General features: G+C 23.2%; 22 protein-coding genes, 3 tRNA genes and 1 pseudogene. 19 read left to right on the top strand and 7 right to left on the bottom strand.

Annotation, left to right across the window (positions count from 1 at the left end; translation table 11 throughout):
* Positions 1–117 precede the first annotated feature (117 nt).
* Entirely contained in the window at positions 118–783 is a 666-nt protein-coding gene (gene tsaB, locus BBP_RS01510; RefSeq protein WP_011091427.1) for a tRNA (adenosine(37)-N6)-threonylcarbamoyltransferase complex dimerization subunit type 1 TsaB, read from the top strand.
* Positions 784–803: 20 nt separating this feature from the next.
* Here the strand turns inward: tsaB and minE are convergent, their stop codons facing one another.
* The 3 genes from minE to minC are packed head-to-tail and all read right to left on the bottom strand — an operon-like array spanning position 804 to position 2,600.
* Positions 804–1,055, bottom strand: a complete 252-nt coding sequence (gene minE, locus BBP_RS01515) for a cell division topological specificity factor MinE (RefSeq protein WP_011091428.1) — start codon at positions 1,053–1,055, stop codon at positions 804–806.
* Between the two features lie 3 nt (positions 1,056–1,058).
* Positions 1,059–1,871, bottom strand: coding sequence for a septum site-determining protein MinD (gene minD / locus BBP_RS01520; protein ID WP_011091429.1), 813 nt, complete (start codon positions 1,869–1,871; stop codon positions 1,059–1,061).
* Positions 1,872–1,895: 24 nt separating this feature from the next.
* Positions 1,896–2,600, bottom strand: coding sequence for a septum site-determining protein MinC (gene minC / locus BBP_RS01525; RefSeq protein ID WP_011091430.1), 705 nt, complete (start codon positions 2,598–2,600; stop codon positions 1,896–1,898).
* Positions 2,601–2,978: 378 nt separating this feature from the next.
* Between minC and BBP_RS01530 the strand changes: the two genes are divergently transcribed.
* Entirely contained in the window at positions 2,979–3,959 is a 981-nt protein-coding gene (locus BBP_RS01530) for a methyltransferase (protein WP_011091431.1), read from the top strand.
* 124 nt (positions 3,960–4,083) lie between these two features.
* Here the strand turns inward: BBP_RS01530 and BBP_RS01535 are convergent.
* Together BBP_RS01535 and BBP_RS02885 are read right to left on the bottom strand one after the other, a co-directional pair.
* Positions 4,084–4,167, bottom strand: a tRNA-Leu gene (locus BBP_RS01535).
* 31 nt (positions 4,168–4,198) lie between these two features.
* Positions 4,199–4,269: transfer RNA gene (locus tag BBP_RS02885), tRNA-Cys, on the bottom strand.
* Between the two features lie 209 nt (positions 4,270–4,478).
* Between BBP_RS02885 and BBP_RS01540 the strand changes: the two genes are divergently transcribed.
* Positions 4,479–4,563: transfer RNA gene (locus BBP_RS01540), tRNA-Ser, on the top strand.
* Between the two features lie 58 nt (positions 4,564–4,621).
* Here the strand turns inward: BBP_RS01540 and murJ are convergent.
* On the bottom strand, positions 4,622–6,163 hold the full coding sequence (gene murJ, locus BBP_RS01545) for a murein biosynthesis integral membrane protein MurJ (RefSeq protein ID WP_011091432.1): 1,542 nt from the start codon (positions 6,161–6,163) through the stop codon (positions 4,622–4,624).
* Positions 6,164–7,838: 1,675 nt separating this feature from the next.
* On the opposite strand from murJ, the gene flgB reads away from it, so the two are divergent.
* The 7 genes from flgB (at position 7,839) to BBP_RS01580 (ending at position 13,449) form a co-directional block, all read left to right on the top strand.
* Positions 7,839–8,249, top strand: a complete 411-nt coding sequence (flgB, locus tag BBP_RS01550; protein WP_011091433.1) for a flagellar basal body rod protein FlgB — start codon at positions 7,839–7,841, stop codon at positions 8,247–8,249.
* A gap of 3 nt (positions 8,250–8,252) precedes the next feature.
* Entirely contained in the window at positions 8,253–8,663 is a 411-nt protein-coding gene (gene flgC, locus BBP_RS01555; protein ID WP_011091434.1) for a flagellar basal body rod protein FlgC, read from the top strand.
* 735 nt (positions 8,664–9,398) lie between these two features.
* The gene (gene flgF, locus BBP_RS01560; RefSeq protein WP_011091435.1) at positions 9,399–10,145 is read left to right on the top strand and encodes a flagellar basal-body rod protein FlgF; all 747 of its coding nucleotides are present in this window, start codon (positions 9,399–9,401) and stop codon (positions 10,143–10,145) included.
* A gap of 29 nt (positions 10,146–10,174) precedes the next feature.
* The gene (gene flgG / locus BBP_RS01565) at positions 10,175–10,957 is read left to right on the top strand and encodes a flagellar basal-body rod protein FlgG (protein ID WP_011091436.1); all 783 of its coding nucleotides are present in this window, start codon (positions 10,175–10,177) and stop codon (positions 10,955–10,957) included.
* A gap of 69 nt (positions 10,958–11,026) precedes the next feature.
* A complete protein-coding gene (locus tag BBP_RS01570; RefSeq protein ID WP_011091437.1) occupies positions 11,027–11,761 on the top strand; it encodes a flagellar basal body L-ring protein FlgH in 735 nt (244 codons plus the stop codon).
* Positions 11,762–11,865: 104 nt separating this feature from the next.
* Positions 11,866–12,993: a flagellar basal body P-ring protein FlgI gene (locus BBP_RS01575; RefSeq protein WP_011091438.1), complete on the top strand. Its 1,128-nt coding sequence runs from the start codon at positions 11,866–11,868 to the stop codon at positions 12,991–12,993.
* 3 nt (positions 12,994–12,996) lie between these two features.
* On the top strand, positions 12,997–13,449 hold the full coding sequence (locus BBP_RS01580; RefSeq protein ID WP_011091439.1) for a rod-binding protein: 453 nt from the start codon (positions 12,997–12,999) through the stop codon (positions 13,447–13,449).
* A 974-nt stretch (positions 13,450–14,423) separates the two neighbouring features.
* Here the strand turns inward: BBP_RS01580 and BBP_RS01585 are convergent.
* A pseudogene (locus BBP_RS01585) lies at positions 14,424–15,690 on the bottom strand (Rne/Rng family ribonuclease); the annotation flags it as partial.
* Between the two features lie 396 nt (positions 15,691–16,086).
* Between BBP_RS01585 and BBP_RS01590 the strand changes: the two are divergent.
* The 9 genes from BBP_RS01590 (at position 16,087) to ptsG (ending at position 23,997) form a co-directional block, all read left to right on the top strand.
* On the top strand, positions 16,087–17,034 hold the full coding sequence (locus BBP_RS01590) for an RluA family pseudouridine synthase (RefSeq protein WP_011091441.1): 948 nt from the start codon (positions 16,087–16,089) through the stop codon (positions 17,032–17,034).
* A gap of 234 nt (positions 17,035–17,268) precedes the next feature.
* The gene (gene rpmF / locus BBP_RS01595) at positions 17,269–17,433 is read left to right on the top strand and encodes a 50S ribosomal protein L32 (protein ID WP_011091442.1); all 165 of its coding nucleotides are present in this window, start codon (positions 17,269–17,271) and stop codon (positions 17,431–17,433) included.
* A 282-nt stretch (positions 17,434–17,715) separates the two neighbouring features.
* Entirely contained in the window at positions 17,716–18,651 is a 936-nt protein-coding gene (locus BBP_RS01600; protein WP_011091443.1) for an ACP S-malonyltransferase, read from the top strand.
* Between the two features lie 9 nt (positions 18,652–18,660).
* A complete protein-coding gene (locus BBP_RS01605; protein WP_011091444.1) occupies positions 18,661–19,398 on the top strand; it encodes a beta-ketoacyl-ACP reductase in 738 nt (245 codons plus the stop codon).
* 104 nt (positions 19,399–19,502) lie between these two features.
* Positions 19,503–19,739, top strand: coding sequence for an acyl carrier protein (gene acpP / locus BBP_RS01610; RefSeq protein ID WP_011091445.1), 237 nt, complete (start codon positions 19,503–19,505; stop codon positions 19,737–19,739).
* A 195-nt stretch (positions 19,740–19,934) separates the two neighbouring features.
* Entirely contained in the window at positions 19,935–20,573 is a 639-nt protein-coding gene (gene tmk / locus BBP_RS01615; RefSeq protein WP_148140860.1) for a dTMP kinase, read from the top strand.
* The gene (locus BBP_RS01620) at positions 20,570–21,580 is read left to right on the top strand and encodes a DNA polymerase III subunit delta' C-terminal domain-containing protein (RefSeq protein ID WP_011091447.1); all 1,011 of its coding nucleotides are present in this window, start codon (positions 20,570–20,572) and stop codon (positions 21,578–21,580) included. The genes tmk and BBP_RS01620 overlap by 4 nt, the downstream gene beginning before the upstream one ends.
* A 32-nt stretch (positions 21,581–21,612) precedes the next feature.
* Positions 21,613–22,410, top strand: a complete 798-nt coding sequence (locus BBP_RS01625; protein ID WP_011091448.1) for a TatD family hydrolase — start codon at positions 21,613–21,615, stop codon at positions 22,408–22,410.
* 147 nt (positions 22,411–22,557) lie between these two features.
* Entirely contained in the window at positions 22,558–23,997 is a 1,440-nt protein-coding gene (gene ptsG / locus BBP_RS01630) for a PTS glucose transporter subunit IIBC (protein WP_011091449.1), read from the top strand.
* Positions 23,998–24,112 lie beyond the last annotated feature (115 nt).

The following is a 24,112-nucleotide window of genomic DNA, read 5'->3' on the forward strand; positions in this document are numbered from 1 at the left end:
ATTTTTTTTGACTGTTTTAAAAACTTGAATTATTATTTAATAAATATTCAATTATAATGAAATCTAACAATGATACTAAAGTTAGTGTAAATAATATTTAATTAAAAAAGGTTTAATATGTTAAAAACAATATTAGCATTTGACACTTCCATGTCAGTATGTTCAATTTCACTACTTCATAAGAACCGAAAATATAATATTCAAAAAGAATGCCGTAACAACCATACCTTATATCTTTTACCAATGATACACGAGATATTAAAAAAAAATCATGTCTCTTTAAACGAAATAAATATTATTGCTACTTCAAAGGGCCCAGGAAGTTTTTCAGGTGTAAGAATAGCTCTTGCTGTTGCTCAAGGTATATCCCTTGGTTTAAATTTACCACATGTAATTTCATTATCTACTATATTAATTATGGCTGAACAAGTTTGGAACAATCATAAAATTTCGAAAGTTTTAGCAATAATCACTGTTAATAAAACAAGTGTATATTGGATTCAATATTCTAGAAATTTTCATGGTTTATGGATAAAAAAATCAAAAGCAATAATATTGAATCTTTCTAAAGCTTTAGAAAAAATATTATCTTTAAAAAAACAATGGGCATTAGTAGGAAATGGATGGGATAAATTTCCAAAGAATATTTTAAAAAAAATTTTTATTACAAATATCACATTTCCAAATTCTAAATATATTATTTCTTTAATATCAGCCAACTCAATATATCAAAAAAAAGAAGTATTACATAAAATTATTCCAATATATTTAAATGAACGTTAATAAATGTAAACATATCGCTGTTATTCTGAAAGAGTCACATTCAATTCTAATATAGAAATGTTTTTATTTGTTTGATCTAATTGAATTTTAATTTTTTCAGGATTAATTTTAATATATTTACAAATAACTTGAAAAATTTCTTTTTTAAGTTTTGGTAAATACTGTGGTTCAGTATCCATTCTTCTACGCTCAGCTACAATAATTTGAAGCCGTTCTTTTGCTATATTAGCAGTATTTTTTTTACGGGACAAAAAAAAATCTAATAAAGCCATATTTTATCTCCTAAATAGTCGTCTTAAAAAACTTTTTTTTTCATCCTTAACAAAACGAAATGGACAGTTTATACCTAATAAACGATTAACAGTGTCATAATAGGCTTGCCCAGCGTTAGAATTATAATTTAAAATCACAGGTGTTCCCTGATTAGAAGCTTTTAATACTGAAGTATCTTCTGGAATAACACCAATTAATGGAATTCTAAGAATATCTAACACATCTTCCGTACTAAGCATATCGCCGTTTGAAACCCTCTTTGGATTATAACGCGTTAATAATAAATGTTCTTTGATAGGTTTGAAATTTTGAGACGAACGTTGAGAAGTAGATGCAATAATACCTAAAATTCTATCTGAGTCTCGTACAGAAGAAACTTCAGGATTAGTAATAACAATTGCTTCATCTGAAAAGTATATTGCTAAAACAGCCCCAGATTCTATTCCTGCAGGAGAATCACAAATAATTATGTCAAAGTTCATATTTACAAGCTGAGTAAATACTCTATCAATTCCAGATTTAGTTAATGCATTTTTATTTCTTGTTTGAGAAGCTGGAAGAATAAACAAACCTTCAGTTCGTTTGTCTTTAATTAGTGCTTGATTAAGTATAGCTTCACCATTGATAACATTAATAAAATCATAAACAACTCGACGTTCACAACCCATAATTAAATCTAAATTACGCAAACCTATATCAAAATCAATCACTACTGTTTTTTTTCCTTTTTTTGCAAAACCTGTTGCAAGTGCTGCACTAGAAGTAGTTTTACCTACACCTCCTTTACCTGACGTAACTACAATAATGCGCGTCATATATTTTTCCTTAATAAAATACTATTAATTCAATTTTACAATATGCAATTTTTTGTTTTTCATATATATTTTTACACTATTTCCTATAGTATCTTCAGAAAAGTCTCCACTTAACAAATATTCTCCTGAAATTGCTACTAGTTCAGAAAAGAGTTTTGTACAAAATATTTGACATGTGTTATCTCCTTTAGCACCAGCTAAAACACGACCTCTAACTTCACCATATATATGAATATTTCCATCTGCAATAACCTCTGCACCAGAATTTACATTATTTGTAATAATTAAATCAGAGTTATTAGCATAAATTTTTTGTCCAGAACGAATAGGAGAATTAAAAATTGGCGTTTTATTGTAATTTTTCTTTTCAAAAGATAAAATCTTATCATCAAGATTAATATTATTGAAAAAATTAAACACTTCTTTACCTTCTGATAAAATTGGCAGTCCTGATTTTATAATATTATTTTTCAATTTACCATTTTTACAACCACTCACACCTATAATATTGAAGCCACATGAAATAATTGCATTTTTTATGTTATTCCAATTTATTTCATTGGAACATTTTTCCACATTAATTGCTATTGGAGCATTTTTAAACAATGTTGGAAAATTCTTAATTTTATCACGTAAATTATTTTTAAATAATTCTACTGGATGATTTTGTAAATACAAAACTAATAGTGTAAAAATACTTCCTTTTATTTTAATTGGTAATATTTTCATATTTTGTTTAATACATATAAATATATGAATAATGTCACACTGTTATAACATTTGGAATAAACAAATTAAAAATAATTATATGTGTGATTTGTTTATTATAAAAAATAATAATAATACTAAAAAAATTATAAAACGTTAACGTTATATATAGTCTAAATTTATTAATCTAACATAAACATTATCTATAAATTTTTTACAAAATTTTATGTTTTGTTATTTTAAATATATAATTATGAAAAAAATTATTTATATAAATAAATTATAATTTATTTGTATTTTTAATTTATAATAGATATAAGTGTAAATATTTTTAAAACTAATATCTTGAAAATAAATAGAATAAATAAAATTTTTTTAAAAAACATTGATAACGTAATCATGTCATCTACTAAAAATGTTCTTATAACAGGTAATACAATTAATTTTTATATGCCGAACAGACCTAAATTAAAAGTAAAAATGCATACTCAATGTTTTAATAATTTCAAAAACAACCAAAAAAATAGTATGTTTGCAATAATATTTGATGTATTAGTAAATAAAAAAATAATACAAAATTCTGATGTAATAATATATATCTGGCCAAATAGTAAACTAGAAGCATTATTCCAAATTAATTATATCATATCATTATTAAGTAAAACTCAAAAAATATTTTTTTTAGGGAGTAACCGCAGTGGTATAAAATGCATACAAAATTTATTAAAAAAATGGATCATTATTACTAAAATCGATTCATCTAACCATTGCATATTATATTCTGGAATTATTGTTTTAAAACCTATATTCTTATACGAAAATTTTATAAAATTTAACAAATGGAATAATATTGTTGTAAAAACTATTCCTGGAGTTTTTAGCTATAATAATATTGACCATGGAACAAAATTGTTGATGTCTACATGCACTAAAAATTTGAGATGGAAAACAGTATTAGATATAGGATGTGGTTCAGGAGTACTATCTACATACTTAGCAACAATATTTCCTGAAATAAAACTGACATTAATTGATTCTAATATAGCTGCCTTAGAATCAAGTAAATTAACATTAACATCAAATAATGTTTGTGGGGAAATATTTCCCAGTAACATTTATTCAAATGTACATTATCAAAATTTTGATCTAATTATATCTAATCCTCCTCTACATGTAGAAAATAAATTAAATTTTAGTATCATAGACAACATAATAAAAAATTCAGTTAAATATTTATCAAATAAGGGAGAAATTAGAATTGTTACTTTGAAAAATGTTCCTTGCCATAAAAGTTTTACATTATATTTTAAAAAATACACTATTCTAAAAACCAGTTCTCATTATAAGGTTTATCAAGCTAATTATAAAGATCGAGTTTAAAGAAATTGACAAATAATTTAAAAATATCATGACATAACTACACAAGTCGTGTTGTTGTATAAAAATATAGAAAACTAAATAAAAATTTAAATATATTTTTTCTGATTTTTTTTAGAAACATATTTACCCGGAGCGGGACTTGAACCCGCAAAGCCATAAGGCCGAGGGATTTTAAATCCCTTGTGTTTACCGATTTCACCATCCGGGCATATTAATTTTAATAGTTTATATTTTTAAAAAGGCGCATCCCGGAATTGAACCGGGCTAGGCGGATTTGCAATCCGCTACATAACCAATCTGTCAACGCGCCATAAAAACTAAATGATATCAATGTTAGTACATAATTACAAGTATTAAAATTTAATTGTAATAAATTATTTTTAATGAAAAATTTTATTATAATAAATAAAAATTTAAAATAAAAAAAAAATAATTTCTTTTAAATTTTTTGAGATAGTTATATAATAATATTTTTCATGCTTCTATTTTTATAAAATTAAAATATATAGAAATACATTCGGAGGAATGGCTGAGTGGTTTAAAGCAGCGGTCTTGAAAACCGCCGATGAGAAATCATCCGAGAGTTCGAATCCCTCTTCCTCCAAAAATATTACTTGAAATAATAATTACATTATAAAAACAAATATTTTTGTAATACTTTGTTAATATTTATAAGATTTTAAATAAAAATGATTAAAACGCAGTCCTAAACAAAACAAAGTAAATAAATATCCACCTCCAGAACTTGCGCAAATATAAAATAGACGCAAAATTTTAAAAAAAATGGAATGTGTATTAGCACTAAGTATTAAGTTTTTGTTTATAAATAATAGAATTAACATAACCATTGCTGCAGCAAAAATCTTTAATAAAAATCTTAACCAATTTGTAGAGGGAATAAAAAACTCGCTTTGACATAATTTTCGATAAAGCAAAAAAAAATTTATCCAAGATGCTAAACTAATAGCTAAAGCAAAACTAGTATATTGAAAATATTTTATAAAAAATATATTCATCAGCTGTGTTAAAACTAAAATAAAAATAGAAATCTTCATTGGAGTCTTAACATTTCTAATTGAATAAAATCCAGCTAGTAAAATTTTTATTAAAACAAACGGGAGTAAACCAATTGAATAAAATTCAATAACATTTTTAGTCATGATTACATCATTGTAAGTAAACGCTCCATATTTAAACAATAAAGTAATTAGAGATTCAGATAATGTAAACAAAATTATAATACTAGGAATAACTAATATACATACTAATCTAAGTGCCCAATTTAACAATCTAGAATATTCTTTAATATTAATATTGTTTACACTTTTAGATAATAGAGGTAAAAGAATTGTACTCAATGATACACCAAAAATTCCAGAAATAAATTCTACTAATCTATCTGAATAATAAATCCAAGATATAGATCCAGATATCAAAAAAGATGAACTAATTGTTGCAATTATTATTGAAACTTGGTTTACAGACATTCCTAATGCTACTATTCCTATTTGTTTTAAAAATTTCAATACACCTAAATTTAAAATATTAAATTTAGGAAATATTAACATGTTAATGTTCTTGAGATAAGGAAATTGATACAATATTTGAAAAACACCACCTACAATGACAGCCCAAGCTAGAGATAAAATTTTAGGATTGAAGTATGCAGTTACAAATGATATAAACATAATCATACTTAAATTTAAAAAAATAGAAGAATATGCTGGCACAGAAAAATAATTCCAAGCATTTAAAATAGATCCAGTCAATGAACCTAAAGATACAAAAAAAATATATGGAAACATAATTTTTAACATTTTTGTAGCTAAATACAATTTTTCATGAGAATTTATAAATCCTGGAGCACATATTTTTACTATATCATTTGCAAAATATATTCCAAACGCTGTAAACAAACTGAGAATTATTATCATCAAACCTAAAATATTTGATATAAAATTTCTTGTAAGTTCAATGTTTTTATTATTTTTGTATTCTGATAAAATTGGAATAAAAACCTGGGAAAATGCGCCTTCGGCGAAAATACGACGAAATAAATTAGGTATTTTAAATGCTAAAAAAAAAGCATCTGTAATACCTGACGCTCCAAAACTGTAAGCAATCAATAAATCACGCATAAAACCTAATATTCTAGATATAAAAGTTATTAAACTTAAAGATATTAAAGATTTTAAAATATTCACAAAAACTACCTTTTTCATAATTTTTAAACTATATATTAAAAACTAATTTATTTAGCGACTTATTCAATACTACCTTATAATAAATTATGTTTGTTTTAAAACATTTAGATCATGTATATCCATACAATAAATAATCTGCAAAATTATTGTTTTAATATTTAAAATTAGTTAATTAAAATTTACAAAAAAGAGTATTGATTGTTAAGTTTAAAAAAATACTTTTTAAAAATGTTATGAAAAATATCTAATTATTAATACTCCTTCATTAATAAATATATAAACTAAAATGTCTTTTCAAATATTGTCGCTTTATTTAACCCAATTATAAATTATATCAAATGTTTTTAAATCTAAAATATGATTTATATTAGATTAGATTGTACAAGTTAAATTAACTAAAATACAATATTTCCAATATCACTTTTCTAAAAAACACAAAATTAATTTAATAATAGTTTAAGAACAATTTTTACTAAAAATTTTTGTTTGAAAACATAAATTTATCAGTAATATTCTAATTAACTCGCTATTTTAAAACAAAACAAAATTTTTAATAACAATTTTTAAGGTTATAATATTTAAAATAATGAAATCTTTAAACTTTAATATATAATTTCGTATTTTTTTATAAAAATTAATTAAATTCAATTTTATGAAATTGTTGTTAATTATTAAATAATAATTTTTAAAAAACAAATTCATAAATATTTTATCATAAAATAATTTAGTTAACTTTTAAAAACCATCTTTTTTATATTTCTATTATGGAGCTAAAATTTATTAACATCAAATACCTAATAATTAATCAAAAATAATAATAGTTTAAAATTTGATCTTTAAAAAATGAAAAACCTAATTTTATATTATTAAATATTTTAACGTTATTTTTAATATCTAATTCAATATTAATTTTTGAAATTTAAAAATAATACCGCTGTAAACATTTTTTATTCTTACTATTTAAAATTAATATTACTATCAAATGTTTTTATTAACAAAGTTAATAAATCAAAAATGATAATATATATTTATTATATAGTATAAACTTCATAAAAAGTATCTGAAAACTTATTCTTAAATATTTAATTTAAAAAGTTATTAGAATTTTTAGATATACTTAAAAATACAATCTATTCCTTAAAATTTATGTTATAAATTATAAACGTTAAAATTTATAAAAATTTCTTAAATTTTTGTTAATTAGTAATATTTAAATAAAATAACAAATATGCATAATTCAATAAACGAATTTTATATTATATAAACAAATATGACTATAGACCAATGTTTAAATGAACTTTAAACATTACATGTTATTTTCAAAAAAAAAAAAAAAAAAACAAATTTATTAATCTATAAACTTATTAATATTAATATTATTAATACAATTAAAATTAATACAGTAAAAATTTCAAAAAATTTATATATACATTGTTTGTACAATTAATTTTTACTGCTATAATAACTTGTTTTCGGAAATACTATCTTTAATAATACGGACTATAAAAATTTAAATAAACAAATCAAATAAAAATATATATCTTTTAAAATATGTTAAAAACGTTTTTTTATTTGATATTTAAATAGATTATTATATAATTAATGTACATGTATTATTAAAATTAATTTCCATTTAAAATTAAAATTTTAAAATATAAAAATTTGGAGTCAAAATATGTTAGATAAAATTAATAATGATTTTAATATCAATAAAATATTGTTAAATTTACATGCATATCGGCAAGAAATATTAGCATCTAATATTGCTAATGCAAACACCCCAGGACACAAATCATCTGATATAAATTTTTCAAAAACATTTGGTAAATTATTCAGTAATGCGCTTCAGGGAAAAAAGAACAATTTAACTACTACGTCTAACAAACATATATCTAATAATGATAATGTAGAATTATCTAATTATGATGAACAAACAGTTAAAAATAATAGCTATGTATCTAAAAACAATGCAATAAATATTGATGTTGACAGAATAAATTTTGTTCATAATGGGTTAAAATATAACGCTGACGTTGTATTTATTAATAATAAATTCAAAAATATTATGAATGTATTAAAAGGATAAAATATGTCTTTATTTAATATTTTTAACATTTCAGGATCAGCTTTAGAAACTCAATCTAAAAAAATGGATGTGCATGCAAAAAATTTAGCTAATTCAGATAGCTACATTTATAAAAATGGAACCCTTTATCCATATGTTGCAAGAATACCCATGTTACAATTTGATCCTATATCAGAAAATAATGTTGGAGGAGTAAAAATGCATACAGTTGCTGGTGATACTTCTTCATTAAAATCAATATATAATCCTAATAGTCCTATTGCGGATTCAAATGGATATTCAAAAGTATCAAACGTAGATATTATGTCTGAAACGATTAATGCTATTACAGCATCAAAAAATTATCAAACAAATTTGGAGATTTTAAATACAACTAAGAATATGATTATGAAAACACTAACCATAGGACAATAAAATAAAAGTTTTTTATAATTACAATTATTACTATTTTTAAAATAATGATCTATTTTTAAAATAATTAGATCACAACAATAAATATAGAATAATATATACATTAATTATACAAAACATTAAATAATAACAAATTATCATCAAAACATTAACTACACGTTGTTATTGATGATAATCAAATAATTTATAAAAACCTCACCATATAATAGATGTGATAATAACTTTAATGTATTAACTACAACACAAAAATGTTACAATATGCATTAATAATTAAAATCAAGCATATTTTTAAAATTACTAAAATAATTTATATAAAATAGAATATATCGTTTTATTTACATATTATTAAACATTTAATAATTAAATATTTTATCGTTAAATATTTAATTATTAAATTTAACTTATGGAATTAATTCTAATATGCTTACAAAAATAAAATCAACACAAAAAACTAGAATTGTATTCTAAATTTTAAGTATGCATTAAATTATATGTTTTTAAATGAAATTCTAAATATAGAGAAACATGTCAAAATTATTAGCAAGTAAAGTGTAATTTTAGAATTTTTATAACATAAACGTTATTAATCAAAACAATAGCTGTTTAAATATAAAAATTTTTAATATTGATTAATTATACATGTTTTGAAGTACAAATTAATCATATAATTTTGACACTAATAAATTAAAAATTTTTATGTTATTAAAAACTCAAAATAGTAGGAATAATATAATATTTATGGAATCAATAGTTAACGCAATTATAACATCAACTAATAAAATATTCGAAAATCAAGCAAGAATAGCAAACAATATAACTAATATTTCAACACCAGGTTTTAAATCAGAATTAGAATTAAAAATTTTACTACCTTCACAAAAAGACCAAAATTCTCAAGAAGATAATTTTTTATATAAACAGTACAAAAACAAAAATCAAGGTACATTAAGACGTACTAATCAACCCTTAGATTGTGCTATTATAGATAAAAATGATTGGTTTGTAATCAAGATAGATCCTAAAACAATTGCATACACTAAAAATGGCCATTTTAAAATTAATTCTAATAGACAACTAACTGTCCAAAATCATCCAGTTTTAGGAGAAGATGGAGAGATTTTCATACCAAAAAATGAAAATATTGTTATCTCTTCTGATGGATACATAAATATTATAAAAAATAATGTTCTACAACATAAAGTTGCACAATTTAAGTTAAAAAATTTTGATATTAATGACTTAACGTACAAAACGAACGGGTTATATTTATTAAACAAAAACAATAAACTCAACCATACTAATCATAAAAACGTTTCTAATATAAAATTAGTATCCGGAATACTAGAAGATAGCAATGTAAATTTAGAAGAAAATATGGTTGAAATGATTTCTAATGCAAGAAAATTCGATATGCAAATAAAAATTTTATCTATGTATAACGAAAACACACAAGCAGCAAGTAGATTTTTAAATCTAAACTATTAACTGCTATCTCTAAATACTAAGGAGAAAATATGATTCCTGCATTATGGATTGCAAAAACAGGATTAGACGCCCAACAAATAAATATGAACGTAATTGCTAATAATTTAGCTAATGTTAATACAAATGGATTTAAACGTTCCAAAGCAATATTTGAGGATTTAATTTATCACACTGTACAACAACCTGGTTCAAAATCTTCTGAAGAAACTATATCACCTTCAGGATTTCAATTAGGAACTGGAGTTAGACCAATAACTACAGAGAGAGAACATAGTCAAGGAAATTTATCAAAAACAAATTCATTAAAAGATGTAGCAATAAACGGAAATGGTTTTTTTCAAGTACAATTACCTGATGGTAATGCTGCATATACAAGAGATGGATCATTTCAAATTAATCCAAATGGGCAACTAGTAACTAATAATGGATTTCTTATTCAACCAGTTATTAATTTTCCTGCAAACGGAAATAATATGAGCGTAAGTCGAGATGGAATAATTACTGTTCGAATTCCAGAACAAACTCAACCTATTCGAGTCGGAAAATTATATTTAGCTAATTTTGTTAATGACTCAGGATTATCTAACATAGGAGAAAATTTATACCAAGAAACTGAAGCATCAGGAAATCCTTCTATTTCTTCGCCTGGTTCTCATGGTACAGGATTGTTATATCAAAGTTACGTAGAAACTTCTAATGTTAATATTGCTGAAGAATTAGTTAATATGATACAAGCACAACGTGCCTACGAAATAAATAGTAAAGTAATTACTACTGCAGATCAAATGCTTCAAAAATTATCATTGTTATAACTACCAATAAAAACATTGTATTCAAAAAAGTTATTAACATATAATTTTAATTACTTAAGTTTTCATTTTATGGTGATTACGTTGCTTAATTTAAATAAAAAACATTACTTATTAATTTTATTTTTTATATTATTAAATGGTTGCTCAATTGATAAGAATATCATTCTAAATAAAAAACAGAAACAACACAAAATTTTTAATTTACCTATAACACATACTTCTAAAGAAACTCATAATTTTAATTATCAAGATAACAAACAGTCCAATAATAATTACCTTGAACCATTATTTGAAGATTACAAACCAAGAAATGTTGGAGATATACTTACCATTATACTACAAGAAAATACAAGCGCTAGCAACAGTGTCTCTAATAATTCTATACATAATGGAAATTCAAATTTTGATATAGATATAGGTAATGCAAGAGCATTTGATGACCCAAATGGTATTCTCAATAAAATAGAACTAAACTCGTCTATTAAAAATAATTTCTTAGGTAAAGGTAGTTCTTCTGCAAACAACACATTTGTTGGATTAATTACAGTTATAGTAGATAGAATATTACCTAATGGAAATTTAGAAGTATCAGGAAGTAAAAATATTACAATTAATGATGGTATAGAAAAAATTTGTTTTTATGGTATAGTAAATCCTCATACTATTTCTAAAAATAATTCTGTATTATCAACAAAAGTTGCTAACACAAATATTACATATATTAGTAGTGGGCCTATTAATATTGGTAGTAAAATAAATTGGTTACAGCGTTTATTTGTAAGTTTATTTACTTTATCTAAATAATTCAAAAAAAGAACAATATAAATATATTAATCAAGTTTTTATAAAACAGTTTATACAATTTCATTAAAAACTTAGTCATAAAAATTCAATTAATAGGAAATTTTATGTTTAATCAGTCATTCTTAAAGTATATGCTGTTTGGTTTTTTTTTATTTAGTTTTCATGCACATGCTGATAGAATTCGAGATTTAATAACTATCCAAGGTATTCGATATAATCAACTAATAGGGTATGGATTAGTTGTTGGACTTGATGGAACAGGAGATCGTACAAATCAAATATCTTACACAACTCACGCATTAAAAAATATGCTATTTCAGTTAGGGATTACATTTCCTAACGAGCAAAACGCAAAATTTAAAAATATTGCTGCTGTTATGGTAACTACGAAATTCCCAAATTTTACTCATATTGGACAACAAGTAGATGTTATAGTGTCTTCTGTAGGTGATGCCACAAGTTTACAGGGAGGGACCTTACTTATGACTCCACTCAGGGGAACTGATAATAAAATATATGCTGTAGCACAAGGTAATATCATAATTAATGACAAAAACTCTGTTGAACGATTCAAAAATATTTTAGTTAATAATCATTTAAACAATGGAATGATTATCAACGGAGCAACAATAGAAAGAGAAATGCATACTGATTTTGGAAAAAATGAAACTTTAAATTTACAATTAAACAATGAAGATTTTACTGTAGCACAGGAAATTAGTAAAAAAATTAATATGCAGTATCCTAAATCAGCTGTTGCTTTAAATTCTAAAATAATTCAAGTTTGCATACCTAACAATAATATTGAACAAGTAGAAATGTTAGCAACTATTCAAAATATAAACATACCAATTCCTATTCAAGATGCAAAAATATTAATTAATGCTAAAACAGGAAATATTATTACCAATCAAACAATAAATATTAACACATGTGCTATTACTCATAAAAATATTTCAATGACTATTGCGTTTAATAAACTAAAAATAAATCGACTTGTACCAAATCCTATAATAAAAAGCGATAAAAATAATAATAAAACTCTAAATGACGAACAAATCTATAAAAATAATTATAATACAAATAACTTTCAATATTTAGAAAAAACTTCTAATCTTAACACTATTATTTGTGCATTAAATCTTTTTGATATTACAACAACAGAATTAATATCAATATTGCAATCTATGCATGATGCTGGTTGTTTTCATGCTAAATTAGAGATTACATAAATCATGAGCACTAACTTTTTTACATATCTCCTTAATAATACAAAAATAAACAGTGAAAAAAAATATAATCGGTTAATTCAAAACAAGAATAACCAAAAACATAGCATACATAAAAGCTCGAATATTTCACAACAAGTAGAAAGTTTATTTCTTTACATCATGTTTACAAACATGAAAAAAAGTAGTTATAAAAATGAATTTTGGACAACTAGCAATTCAGAATCTATATATCAAAATATGTATGATCAATTTATCACTCAGACATACGATAAAAAGGGTATAGGACTAGCTAAAATTATTGATAATCAAATACAGAAATATAAGAATCAAAAACATTTAACAAACTTAGAAATATTTGATAAATTTTCAAATAAATTAATCTCTTTTAAAACAAATAATACTACTGATGATATTGATACTATTATCAAAACATCAAAACTATTTCGCTATCTGTGATAAATGTTAACAAAAAATATTCTATTACCAATGTATACAATTTTAAACTATTATTTTATAAATATTTAATAATCTTATAAATTATAATATTAATTAACTTATAATTATTTATAAAAATATTAATCATTATATTGTTAATTTTCAAAAAGGTGAACGTTATTTTTAAAAAAGCCAACACATAATTTCCCATAGCTAAATAAAAATTTCGTTATGGGAAATTTAGTTTAATATTAATTAAATAATTATATATATTAATAACATATAAAAATTTAACTTATAACAACAAGTGTAACTTTAAAAAATACTAACAGACATTAATAATAAGTTTTTAACTAAAACAGCTTAAATTATTAATTGTTCATATTACTTACTAAAGAATTAATGGTTTTCGTTTACAACAATAAATTAATATTTTTAAAAATTAGTTATGAATACAAATTATTAATTTTTTTTAACTTAAATTTTAAAAATATAAAATCACTTCTTAAATATCAAAAAATTATAAAAATATAATTATTTTTTATAATTTGTAAATTTTAATATAAAAATTCTTATAAATAAATGATCTAAATTAAAATATTATTATATATATAAATATTTAATCTATGCATTAAAGTATAATATAAAAAACAAATAATTTTAACATTAAATATAAATTATATATCTAAAATATATTTACTTTTAACAACATATAATAAAATTTGTTTAAATTATTACCAAAATATAACATTTACACACATAATTATTTTGTTTTTTTTTTAAATATCACTTTTGCATATATTCAAAAATAATATAACTAGAAATTTTTATAATGTTATTTTAATGATATTAATAGTTTTTAAAACATTTTGGAATTTATTAATAAAACTCTCATATTTGCTATTTATTTATATATTAAACACCAAATAATTTCTAAAAATTTAATATTATAAAATTACGTGTAATACCGCATGTTTTATATGTAGTGAATTTTAAGATAGATAAAATAATGCATTTTTTCTAGTAGTTCTAACACTTTTGCATTTCAAATAAATAATTATGATTTATTTTTTTTAGCGGCGAACCTAAACATTGTCTAGACATTTCTAATAAACCAAATTGTGATATAGATCCTACTTGAACTCGTGCACGATCTTTTTGGAGAACTTGATGCAAATGTAATTCAATCATCTTCTGATGTTTTAATACACTCATATCTATAAAATCTATAACAATTAAACCTCCTAAGTCACGTAATCTAAGTTGACGAGCAATTTCTCTAACAGCTTCATAATTAGTATTAAAAGCTGTTTCTTCTATATTTACACCTTTAGTCGATTGAGAAGAGTTAATATCAATAGCTGTTAATGCCTCTGTGTAATCAATTATAATAGAACCTCCGGATGGTAATTTTACAATCCTACGTAACAAAGCATTAATTTGAGATTCTATTTTGTAATAACTAAACAAAGGATCACTACCAGTATACAATTTTATTTTTTTTTCAAAATACGAGCAATTCATATTAAACATATAGTCTCGTGCTAGTTCTAATATTTCAGGATTATCAACAATAATTTCTTGAATATCTTTTTTTAAATAATCCCTTAATGTACGAATAACAATGTTACTTTCTTTATGAATTAAACAAGGAGCTGTATTAATTTCAGCAGATTTTTTAATTGTGTACCAATTTTTCACGCGAAAATTTAAATCTAATTGTAAAGTTTCAATTGATCTTCCCACACCAGAAGTACGAATAATTATTCCCATGTTTTCAGGGACCATTAACATAGATATTATTTTTTTTAAATGAAATCTATCGATACCTTCTATTTTTCTTGAAATTCCTTCAAGATGGGGACAATTAGGCATCAAAACTAAATAGTTACCAGCCAAACTAATGAATGTTGTTAATAAAGCACCTTTTGTACCCCGTTCCTCTTTGTCTATCTGAACAATACATTCTTGACCTTCTTTTAAAATATTTTTAATATGAAGATGTCTATAATTTGAACAATTATTTGGAAAATAATTTCTAGAAATTTCTTTTAATGGCAAGAATCCATTCTTTTTTTCACCGTAATCAACAAACGCAGCTTCTAAACTTGGTTCTATCCTTACAATTTTTCCTTTGTAAATGTTTGATTTCCTTTGTTTTTTATCTATATTTTCTACGTTTAAATCATATAGTTGCTGCCCATCAATAAGAGCAATGCGGAGTTTTTTTATTTCTATTGCATTAATTAACATTCTTCTCATTATAAAATTTTCTCGCTAAAAATAATATTTCTAAATTGTTATCAATAAAAAATACATACTTATAATATTTTATAAATTAAAATTATTACTTTTATAATAAACTTGACAGAATAATATAAATATTATTTTTATTTAACGAAAATATGAAATAATTATTTCAAAAATGTACACAAATTTTTCAAAAATAAGAACAAAATATATTTAAAAACTAATATTTAAATAATATTTTATAAATTTGTGATAATTGTTTATATTAATCAATATATACACTAATTATAATATATTTACATAACAACATTAAATAATAATATTGTTAAATGCTATTCACAGTCTAAAATTACATATAAATTAAAAATATTTCTTAAAAAATTTTTAAAGGTGTTACAGGATTTCTAAATGACAAATCAATTCTCGTCTACACATTTTTTAAACATTACTGAAAATTCTGAAAAACAAAGGATAGATAACTTTTTACGAAAAACCTTTAAAAGGTTACCATTCAATTTAATTTGCAAAATTATACGAACAGGGCAAATTAGAATAAATAAAAAAAGAATAAACCAAAATTACAAATTAAAATTAGGTGATTCTGTTAGAATTCCACCTATTACAATACAATCAGACAGTAATAAAAAAATTAAACTTAATACAAGATTGTCTATTATATTCAATAATATGATTTTATATGAAGATAATTATTTTTTAATACTAAATAAACCTTCAGGTATGTCTGTTCACAGCGGTAGTGGTATTAATTACGGAATGATAGAAAATCTTAGAATATTACGTCCATATAACCGTTACCTTGATTTAGTTCATCGTTTAGATCGTGATACTTCAGGCGTATTAATAATAGCCAAAAAACGTTCAATTTTAAGAAATTTACATGAACAATTAAGAGAAAAAAAAATTAAAAAGAAGTACGTTGCATTAGTACATGGTGTATGGCCAGATATATTGAAATCAATTTCAAAACCATTACTTAAAACTTCTTCAAGAAAAAATAAAAATATAGTAAAAATTGATCCAAAAGGCAAAGAATCTATCACGCATTTTAATATCAAAAAAAAATATACTAAAAATACTTTAATATCTATTACTCCAATTACTGGCCGTACTCATCAAATTAGAGTCCATTTGTTACATTTAAATTATCCAATTGTTCTAGATGCTAAATATGGAATAAAAAAATTAGATTATTTTATTAAAAATAAGTTTAATATTAACCGATTACTTTTGCACGCTGAAAGTATTAATTTTTTCCATCCAAAACGTAAAAAAAATATATTAATAACAGCTCCTTTAGATTACGTATTTAAAACAGTATTAAAAAATCTTATATAAGTAATATACTAAATTTAATTTGAACATTATTACATAAATAATACGACTTAAAAAAAAATAGAAATTGCTTTTATAATATTTTGCGATTATTATCATTTTAAATTGCTCCTTAAAATAACTAGTTAGTTAAACATTGTTAACTAACATTAATAAATCATATTATCCATAATAATTTTTAATTAATATCTATTCATAATAATGCAACAAACATTTTAAATAAGGATTACATAACTAATGGCAGTACAAAAAAATAAACCAACTCGCTCCAAAAGAGGAATGAGACGTTCACACGATTATTTAAAAATCCCTCTACTTTCCAAAGATAAGTTATCAGGAGAAATTCATATTCGTCATCATATTACCAAAAACGGATATTACAAGGGTAAAAAAGTAATTTAAATAAAAAATTATATTTGAAAACATAAATTGCACTTAATAAACAGCGTGTTAATTATTAATACTCTGTTTATGCATGCAAATAAAATACTAAAAATTTTTATATACTTTTGTTAAATACTTTTAGAATACCTGTTATTTAAAAATAATATATTAAATATCATTCTAAACTTTAAAACATAAATATCATGGCAAAACATATAAAAAAATCATTTTAAAAACTTTTATTTAAAAGTAAACAACAATAATTGAAACAATTCTAATAATTTGGAACCTTGAATTATAATGTTTAAATATACGTTATTATTTCCTGGACAAAATGATATCAACAGGAAAAAAATTCTTTCTCCTTTTTTTTCAAAAAATAAAATAGTTCAAAGCATATTTAGAGAATCTTCTGAATATATTGGATATGATATTTGGAAATTAATTCAAGATGATCCAAAAAAAAAATTAAAAAACAACAAGTATTCACAACTTGTTACTCTTGTATCATCTATTGCTATATATGAACTATGGAAAAATAAACAATGTACACATCCAAATTTAGTCATAGGACATAGTCTTGGAGAATATACTGCACTAGTATGCTCACAATCTCTAAAATTATCTGATGCAATACAATTGATTATTACACGTTATAAATTTATGATGGAAGCAATGTCTAAAAAAATAGGATTAATGACAGCTATTATAGGATTAAACGAGCGCACTATACGAAAATTGCTAAAAAAATATGATTATTCCCACGAAGTTTCAATTGCTTGTATTAATACTGATAACCAAATAGTTTTGTCAGGAGAACGAAATTCTGTTAAACATATTAACTTGCATTGCAAAAAGGCAGGGGCTAAAAACATTATTAATCTTTATATACATCCTCCTTCGCATTGTACACTTATGAAAAAAGCTTCAAAAAAACTATTGTATGTACTAAAACACACAACATTTAAAATTCCAATATATCCAGTAATTAGTAGCACGAGTTTAAAATTTCAAAATTCTGAACAAGCTATTCGAATATCACTAGCCAAACAAATATATAGTACTGTAAGATGGAATTCAATAATTAAATATATAAAAAAAGACATTTTTATTTTTTTAGAAGTTAGTACCAAAAGCATATTAACTAATTTAAACAAAAATATTATCAAAAAATCATTATCAATATCATTAAATTGTCAAGCTAACTTTCTAAAAGCATTAAAAATTATCTTATAAAAACTTATTATGAAAACAACCAAAAAAATAGCTGTAATAACAGGAGCTAATCGTGGGTTAGGAAAAGGTATTGCAGAAGAACTTTCAAACACAAATAATATAACAGTAATTGGAACATCTACCTCTCAAAAAGGTTGCAAAATTATTAATAAGTATTTAAAAAATAATGGAATCGGCATAAAGTTAGATATCACTAATCCTAATGAAATTACTAAAACGATGGATTTTGTTTACAAAAATTTCGGACGCGTTGATATTTTAATCAATAATGCAGGTATTATACGAGATAAATTATTAATAAATATGAAAACACAAGATTGGAATTCTGTATTAAATGTTAATTTAAATTCTATATTCTATATGTCTAAATCTGTTATAAGAAATATGATTAAAAACAAACAAGGAAAAATTATAACAATAGGATCTGTAATCGCGCATATTGGAAATTGTGGACAAACTAATTATTCCGCAGCAAAATTAGGATTAGTAGGATTCCACAAATCATTAGCATTAGAATTAGCACCTAAAGGAATCACTGTAAATATGATTGCACCAGGGTTAATAAAAACCGGTATGACCAACAATCTTAGCCAAAAACAATTAAGTAAATATCTTTCAAAAATACCGATGAAAAGATTGGGAACAATTAAAGAAATTTCTAAAATAACGTTATTTTTAATTTCTAATGATGCTAATTATATTACAGGACAAGTGATTCATGTTAATGGCGGGATGTACATGCCATGATATAACAACAATATTTATTATTCAAATTATAATTTATTTATAAACCATAATCATAATACTTTTAAAATGCTAAAAAATAAAAATTATACAGGTAATACAAGTACATGCAAAACATAGAAAAAAAAATAAAAAAAATTATCGCACAACAATTGGGTTTAATAGAGCAAAAAATTACTAATGAATCATTGTTAGTTGAAGATCTTAATGCAGATTCATTAGACATCGTAGAATTAATTATGGCTTTTGAAGAAGAATTTAATATAGAAATTACAGACGAAGAAGCTGAAAATTTAACTTCAGTGCAATCTATATTTGATATAATAAAAAAATACGTTTTTTAATAAAAACTAAAAAAATAAAAATCTCTATATATATTTATTATATTATAATAACATAACATTGAATATCTAAAATAGATAAACAATGTTATAAAAATTCTAGTACACTAAAAAAATAAAATAAATACGATTCTAATCACTGTAGAAAACTTATTAAACTAATATACAAATAATGTTAAAACTATGGATATAAATAATATGTTAAAAGGTAAATTTATAGTTATTGAAGGAATAGAAGGATCTGGAAAAACTACTATATGTAAAACCCTAAAAAACATATTATATGAACATGGTATTAAAAATGTTATTTGCGTACGTGACCCTGGAAGTACTCCACTAGCTGAAAAAATTCGCTCATTATTAATAACTAAAGACAAAAATGAATACATGGTCAATGAAACAGAATTACTATTGTTTTATGCAGCTCGAATTCAATTAATAAAAAATATTATTCAGCCTGCCTTAAACAAGGGCGTATGGGTAATTAGCGATCGTTATTTCTTATCTTCACTAGCATATCAATGTGCAGGACGAAAAATTAAAGAAGAAATCGTTTTATTATTACAGTCTCTTTTTTTAAAAAATTTTAATCCAAACATAACTTTTTATTTAGATGTCACACCTGAAATTGGACTAAATAGAATTAAAAATAGAAATGAAATAGATAGAATAGAACAAAATACTAAATTTTTTTTTAACAATGTTCGAAATAAATATTTAAATTTAATTAAAACAAAACCTGGTATTATTAAAATAAATGCTAATCGTAAGATAGATAAAGTTAAACATTCTTGTAAACAACAAATGCTGTCTTGGTTAAATACAGAAAATTTATGAATTTATATCCTTGGTTACAACATAGTTACAAACAAATAATTTATCCTCATTATATAAATAAAGGACATCATTCTATAATTTTAGAGTCACATAAAAATATTGGAATTACTTGTTTAGCAAAACATATTAGCTTATGGCTATTATGCCAAAAAAAAAATAAAAGTATATATCATTGTAAAACATGTCATAGTTGTCAACTTATGAACAGTAAAAACCATCCTGATTGGCACTATTTTGGATCAAATACATGTCTTTCTAAAAATTCTTCTAAAACAATTGGAGTAAATGAAGTTCGAAACTTTACTAATACTATTTTTAATAGCGCACAACAAGGACAAAATAAAATCGTATATATTCCAAATATTAAAAAATTAACAGAATTTGCTATTAATTCATTATTAAAAATAATTGAAGAACCACCCCAAAACACATATTTTTTGTTAATAAATTATCTTCCTCACAAAATTATTACTACGTTACGCAGTCGATGCATAATCCATAATTTATATGGACCTACCAAAGAAAATAGAATTGAATGGCTAAAAGAACAAAATATTAATACTAATCAAAAAATACACATGTCCATGCTTTACTCAAATGAAATATCATTCATTTCTAAATGTAAACATTCTTTGTTTTTCTTGTACCAAGAGAGATTAAATTTTTTTGAAACTTTATTAACTTCATTTCAAGAAAAAAATTTTTTAAAAATGCTAAACGTGTTAAACAACAAAAAATGCTTAGATCAAATTTTTATTTGGATATGCGGTATTATTTTAGATTCAATAAAATGGAAACATGACATAAATACAATTATTATAAATACTGATCAAACAAAAATTATTCAAATTTTAGCATCAAATTTTTCAATATTATCGTTAGATAATAGTTATAAATCATGGATTTATTGTTATAATAATATTAAAAATATCCCAGGTATAAATATAGAATTATTATTTGTTAAACAATTACTATATTGGGAAGAAATTTTAAACATTTTTAATTAATTTAACATCCATAAAAATGTAGAGAAAATATTATGTTTCTTATAGATTCACATTGTCATCTAGATCTATTAAATTACAACAAAATACATACAGGAATTCAAGATGTATTAAATAAATCTAAAAAAAAACATGTTAACGTGATATTGACAGTATCAACATCTATAGAAAATTTTTGCTATCTTTTAAAGTTTATCAAAGGTAATCGCAATGTATTATTGTCCTGCGGAATACACCCGCATTATATACCCGAAAATAAAAATGAAATATTAAAACTAAAGAAATACTCTAACAATGAAAAAGTAGTTGCTATAGGAGAAACAGGATTAGATTACTATCGAAATAACGATAATAAAAAATTACAACAAATATTATTTCGAGAGCATATTAAAACATCCATAACATTAAAAAAACCATTATTAATTCATACTAGAAATTCAATAAATGATACAATAAATATCTTAAAAGAAGAAAATTCTAAACAGTGCATAGGAGTATTACATTCATTTACTGAAGACATGCATTCAGCAAGAATTTTACTAAATATGGGGTTTTATATTTCTTTTTCTGGTATTGTAACTTTTAAAAATTCTAAAATCGTGCACGAAACGGCTAAATTTGTTCCAATAGATAGAATTTTAATTGAAACAGATTCGCCTTATTTATCTCCTGTTCCATATAGAGGAATAGAAAACCAACCAGCATATCTCTATGATACTATGTTATACATTGCACAATTAAAAAACATGAGTCCTGAATGTTTTGCTATTCAAACAACAAAAAATTTTTTAAAATTATTTAATTTACCATCCTATTTTACTAATATGTCTTAATTTTATTATATAAATGCTTTGTTTAATAATTTAATATTATTCTTATATTATATTTTAAAAAACATTAAAAATTAAAAAATAAATTCAACAGAACTTGGTACATAAAAAAAAATTGATTTAACAATATAAATTTAGGAATATTAATGTATGTTTAAAAATGCGTTTTCAAATTTACAAAAAATAGGTAGATCACTTATGTTACCAGTTTCTGTACTTCCCATTGCTGGTATTTTACTTGGTATAGGTTCTGCAAATTTTAAAATAATTCCTCATACTATTTCCAACATCATGACAGAAGCTGGTTCATCAGTATTTTCTAACATGCCTTTAATTTTTGCAATTGGAATCGCACTAGGATTTACTAAAAATGATGGAGTTTCAGCTTTAGCAGCAGTAGTATCGTATGGAATTATGACGAAAACATTGTCTATAACTATACCTATTTTTTCAAATCTTTCGGATATCAATGTCAATCAAAAATATTTGCTAGATACAGGAATATTAGGAGGAATTATAGCTGGTTCTATTTCTGCATATATATTTAATACGTTTTATCGCATTCAACTTCCAGAATATCTAGGATTTTTTGCAGGACGAAGATTCGTTCCAATTGCTTCTGGATTGATTTCAATAATTTTCGGTTGTATATTATCCATTATATGGCCACCAATTGGAAATGTTATTAAAACGTTTTCTGAATGGGCTGCATATCAAAATCCTACTCTAGCATTTGGAATATATGGAACAGTTGAACGTGCACTAGTACCGTTCGGGTTACACCATATATGGAATGTACCATTTCAAATGCAAATCGGAGAATACAATAATTCTATAGGACAAATTTTTCATGGAGATATTGCAAGATATATGGCTGGTGATTCCACTGCGGGAAAACTATCAGGTGGTTTTATATTTAAAATGTATGGACTTCCTTTCGCAGCACTAGCTATGTGGCATTGTGCCAATAAAAAAAATAAAGCAAAAATTGGTGGTATTATGATGTCTGGAGCTTTAACAGCTATTTTAACTGGTATCACAGAACCAATTGAGTTTTCATTTATATTAGTTGCTCCAATATTATACGTAATTCATGCTATTTTAGCAGGTTTAGCATTTCCTATTTGTATTCTTTTAAATATGCGATCTGGAACTAGTTTTTCGCATGGATTAATAGATTTTATAGTTTTAAGTGGAAATAGTAATAATTTTTGGTTGTTTCCAATAGTTGGATTATTTTACGGAATACTCTATTATGGTATCTTTTATTTTATGATAAAAAAATTTAATTTAAAAACACCTGGAAGAGAAAAAAGCATAACATATATTAATCAGAAAACTATAAAAGAAACAGCATTATTAGTGATATCAATTTTAGGCGGGAAAACTAATATTATTAATTTAGATGCTTGTATTACACGCTTGCGTATTACTGTACTAGATATCTCAAAGGTCAATCAAAAAAAATTAAAAAATCTTGGTGCTTCTGGCGTAATAGTTTCTGGATCAGGAATTCAAATAGTATTTGGTACTCAATCTGACCACATTAAAACCGAAATAGATAATTATATGTCAAATACGAATCAATAATAACAACGATATTATCTTTAACAACGAAAACTAAAAAAATTTTGCTTTATTTCCAATTTACATTATAATTTGTATATTATATATATATTTACATATTAAATTAAAAAAAATATCA

Source organism: Buchnera aphidicola str. Bp (Baizongia pistaciae), assembly GCF_000007725.1.
Taxonomy (GTDB): Bacteria; Pseudomonadota; Gammaproteobacteria; order Enterobacterales; family Enterobacteriaceae; genus Buchnera_B; species Buchnera_B aphidicola_H.

Excerpts from the sequence above, each read along its gene's own strand:
- tsaB (WP_011091427.1), top strand. The coding sequence starts at position 118 with ATGTTAAAAACAATATTAGCATTTGACACTTCCATGTCAGTATGTTCA.
- minE (WP_011091428.1), bottom strand. The coding sequence starts at position 1,055 with ATGGCTTTATTAGATTTTTTTTTGTCCCGTAAAAAAAATACTGCTAAT.
- minD (WP_011091429.1), bottom strand. The coding sequence starts at position 1,871 with ATGACGCGCATTATTGTAGTTACGTCAGGTAAAGGAGGTGTAGGTAAA.
- minC (WP_011091430.1), bottom strand. The coding sequence starts at position 2,600 with ATGAAAATATTACCAATTAAAATAAAAGGAAGTATTTTTACACTATTA.
- BBP_RS01530 (WP_011091431.1), top strand. The coding sequence starts at position 2,979 with ATGTCATCTACTAAAAATGTTCTTATAACAGGTAATACAATTAATTTT.
- flgB (WP_011091433.1), top strand. The coding sequence starts at position 7,839 with ATGTTAGATAAAATTAATAATGATTTTAATATCAATAAAATATTGTTA.
- flgC (WP_011091434.1), top strand. The coding sequence starts at position 8,253 with ATGTCTTTATTTAATATTTTTAACATTTCAGGATCAGCTTTAGAAACT.
- flgF (WP_011091435.1), top strand. The coding sequence starts at position 9,399 with ATGGAATCAATAGTTAACGCAATTATAACATCAACTAATAAAATATTC.
- flgG (WP_011091436.1), top strand. The coding sequence starts at position 10,175 with ATGATTCCTGCATTATGGATTGCAAAAACAGGATTAGACGCCCAACAA.
- BBP_RS01570 (WP_011091437.1), top strand. The coding sequence starts at position 11,027 with ATGGTGATTACGTTGCTTAATTTAAATAAAAAACATTACTTATTAATT.
- BBP_RS01575 (WP_011091438.1), top strand. The coding sequence starts at position 11,866 with ATGTTTAATCAGTCATTCTTAAAGTATATGCTGTTTGGTTTTTTTTTA.
- BBP_RS01580 (WP_011091439.1), top strand. The coding sequence starts at position 12,997 with ATGAGCACTAACTTTTTTACATATCTCCTTAATAATACAAAAATAAAC.
- BBP_RS01590 (WP_011091441.1), top strand. The coding sequence starts at position 16,087 with ATGACAAATCAATTCTCGTCTACACATTTTTTAAACATTACTGAAAAT.
- rpmF (WP_011091442.1), top strand. The coding sequence starts at position 17,269 with ATGGCAGTACAAAAAAATAAACCAACTCGCTCCAAAAGAGGAATGAGA.
- BBP_RS01600 (WP_011091443.1), top strand. The coding sequence starts at position 17,716 with ATGTTTAAATATACGTTATTATTTCCTGGACAAAATGATATCAACAGG.
- BBP_RS01605 (WP_011091444.1), top strand. The coding sequence starts at position 18,661 with ATGAAAACAACCAAAAAAATAGCTGTAATAACAGGAGCTAATCGTGGG.
- acpP (WP_011091445.1), top strand. The coding sequence starts at position 19,503 with ATGCAAAACATAGAAAAAAAAATAAAAAAAATTATCGCACAACAATTG.
- tmk (WP_148140860.1), top strand. The coding sequence starts at position 19,935 with ATGTTAAAAGGTAAATTTATAGTTATTGAAGGAATAGAAGGATCTGGA.
- BBP_RS01620 (WP_011091447.1), top strand. The coding sequence starts at position 20,570 with ATGAATTTATATCCTTGGTTACAACATAGTTACAAACAAATAATTTAT.
- BBP_RS01625 (WP_011091448.1), top strand. The coding sequence starts at position 21,613 with ATGTTTCTTATAGATTCACATTGTCATCTAGATCTATTAAATTACAAC.
- ptsG (WP_011091449.1), top strand. The coding sequence starts at position 22,558 with ATGTTTAAAAATGCGTTTTCAAATTTACAAAAAATAGGTAGATCACTT.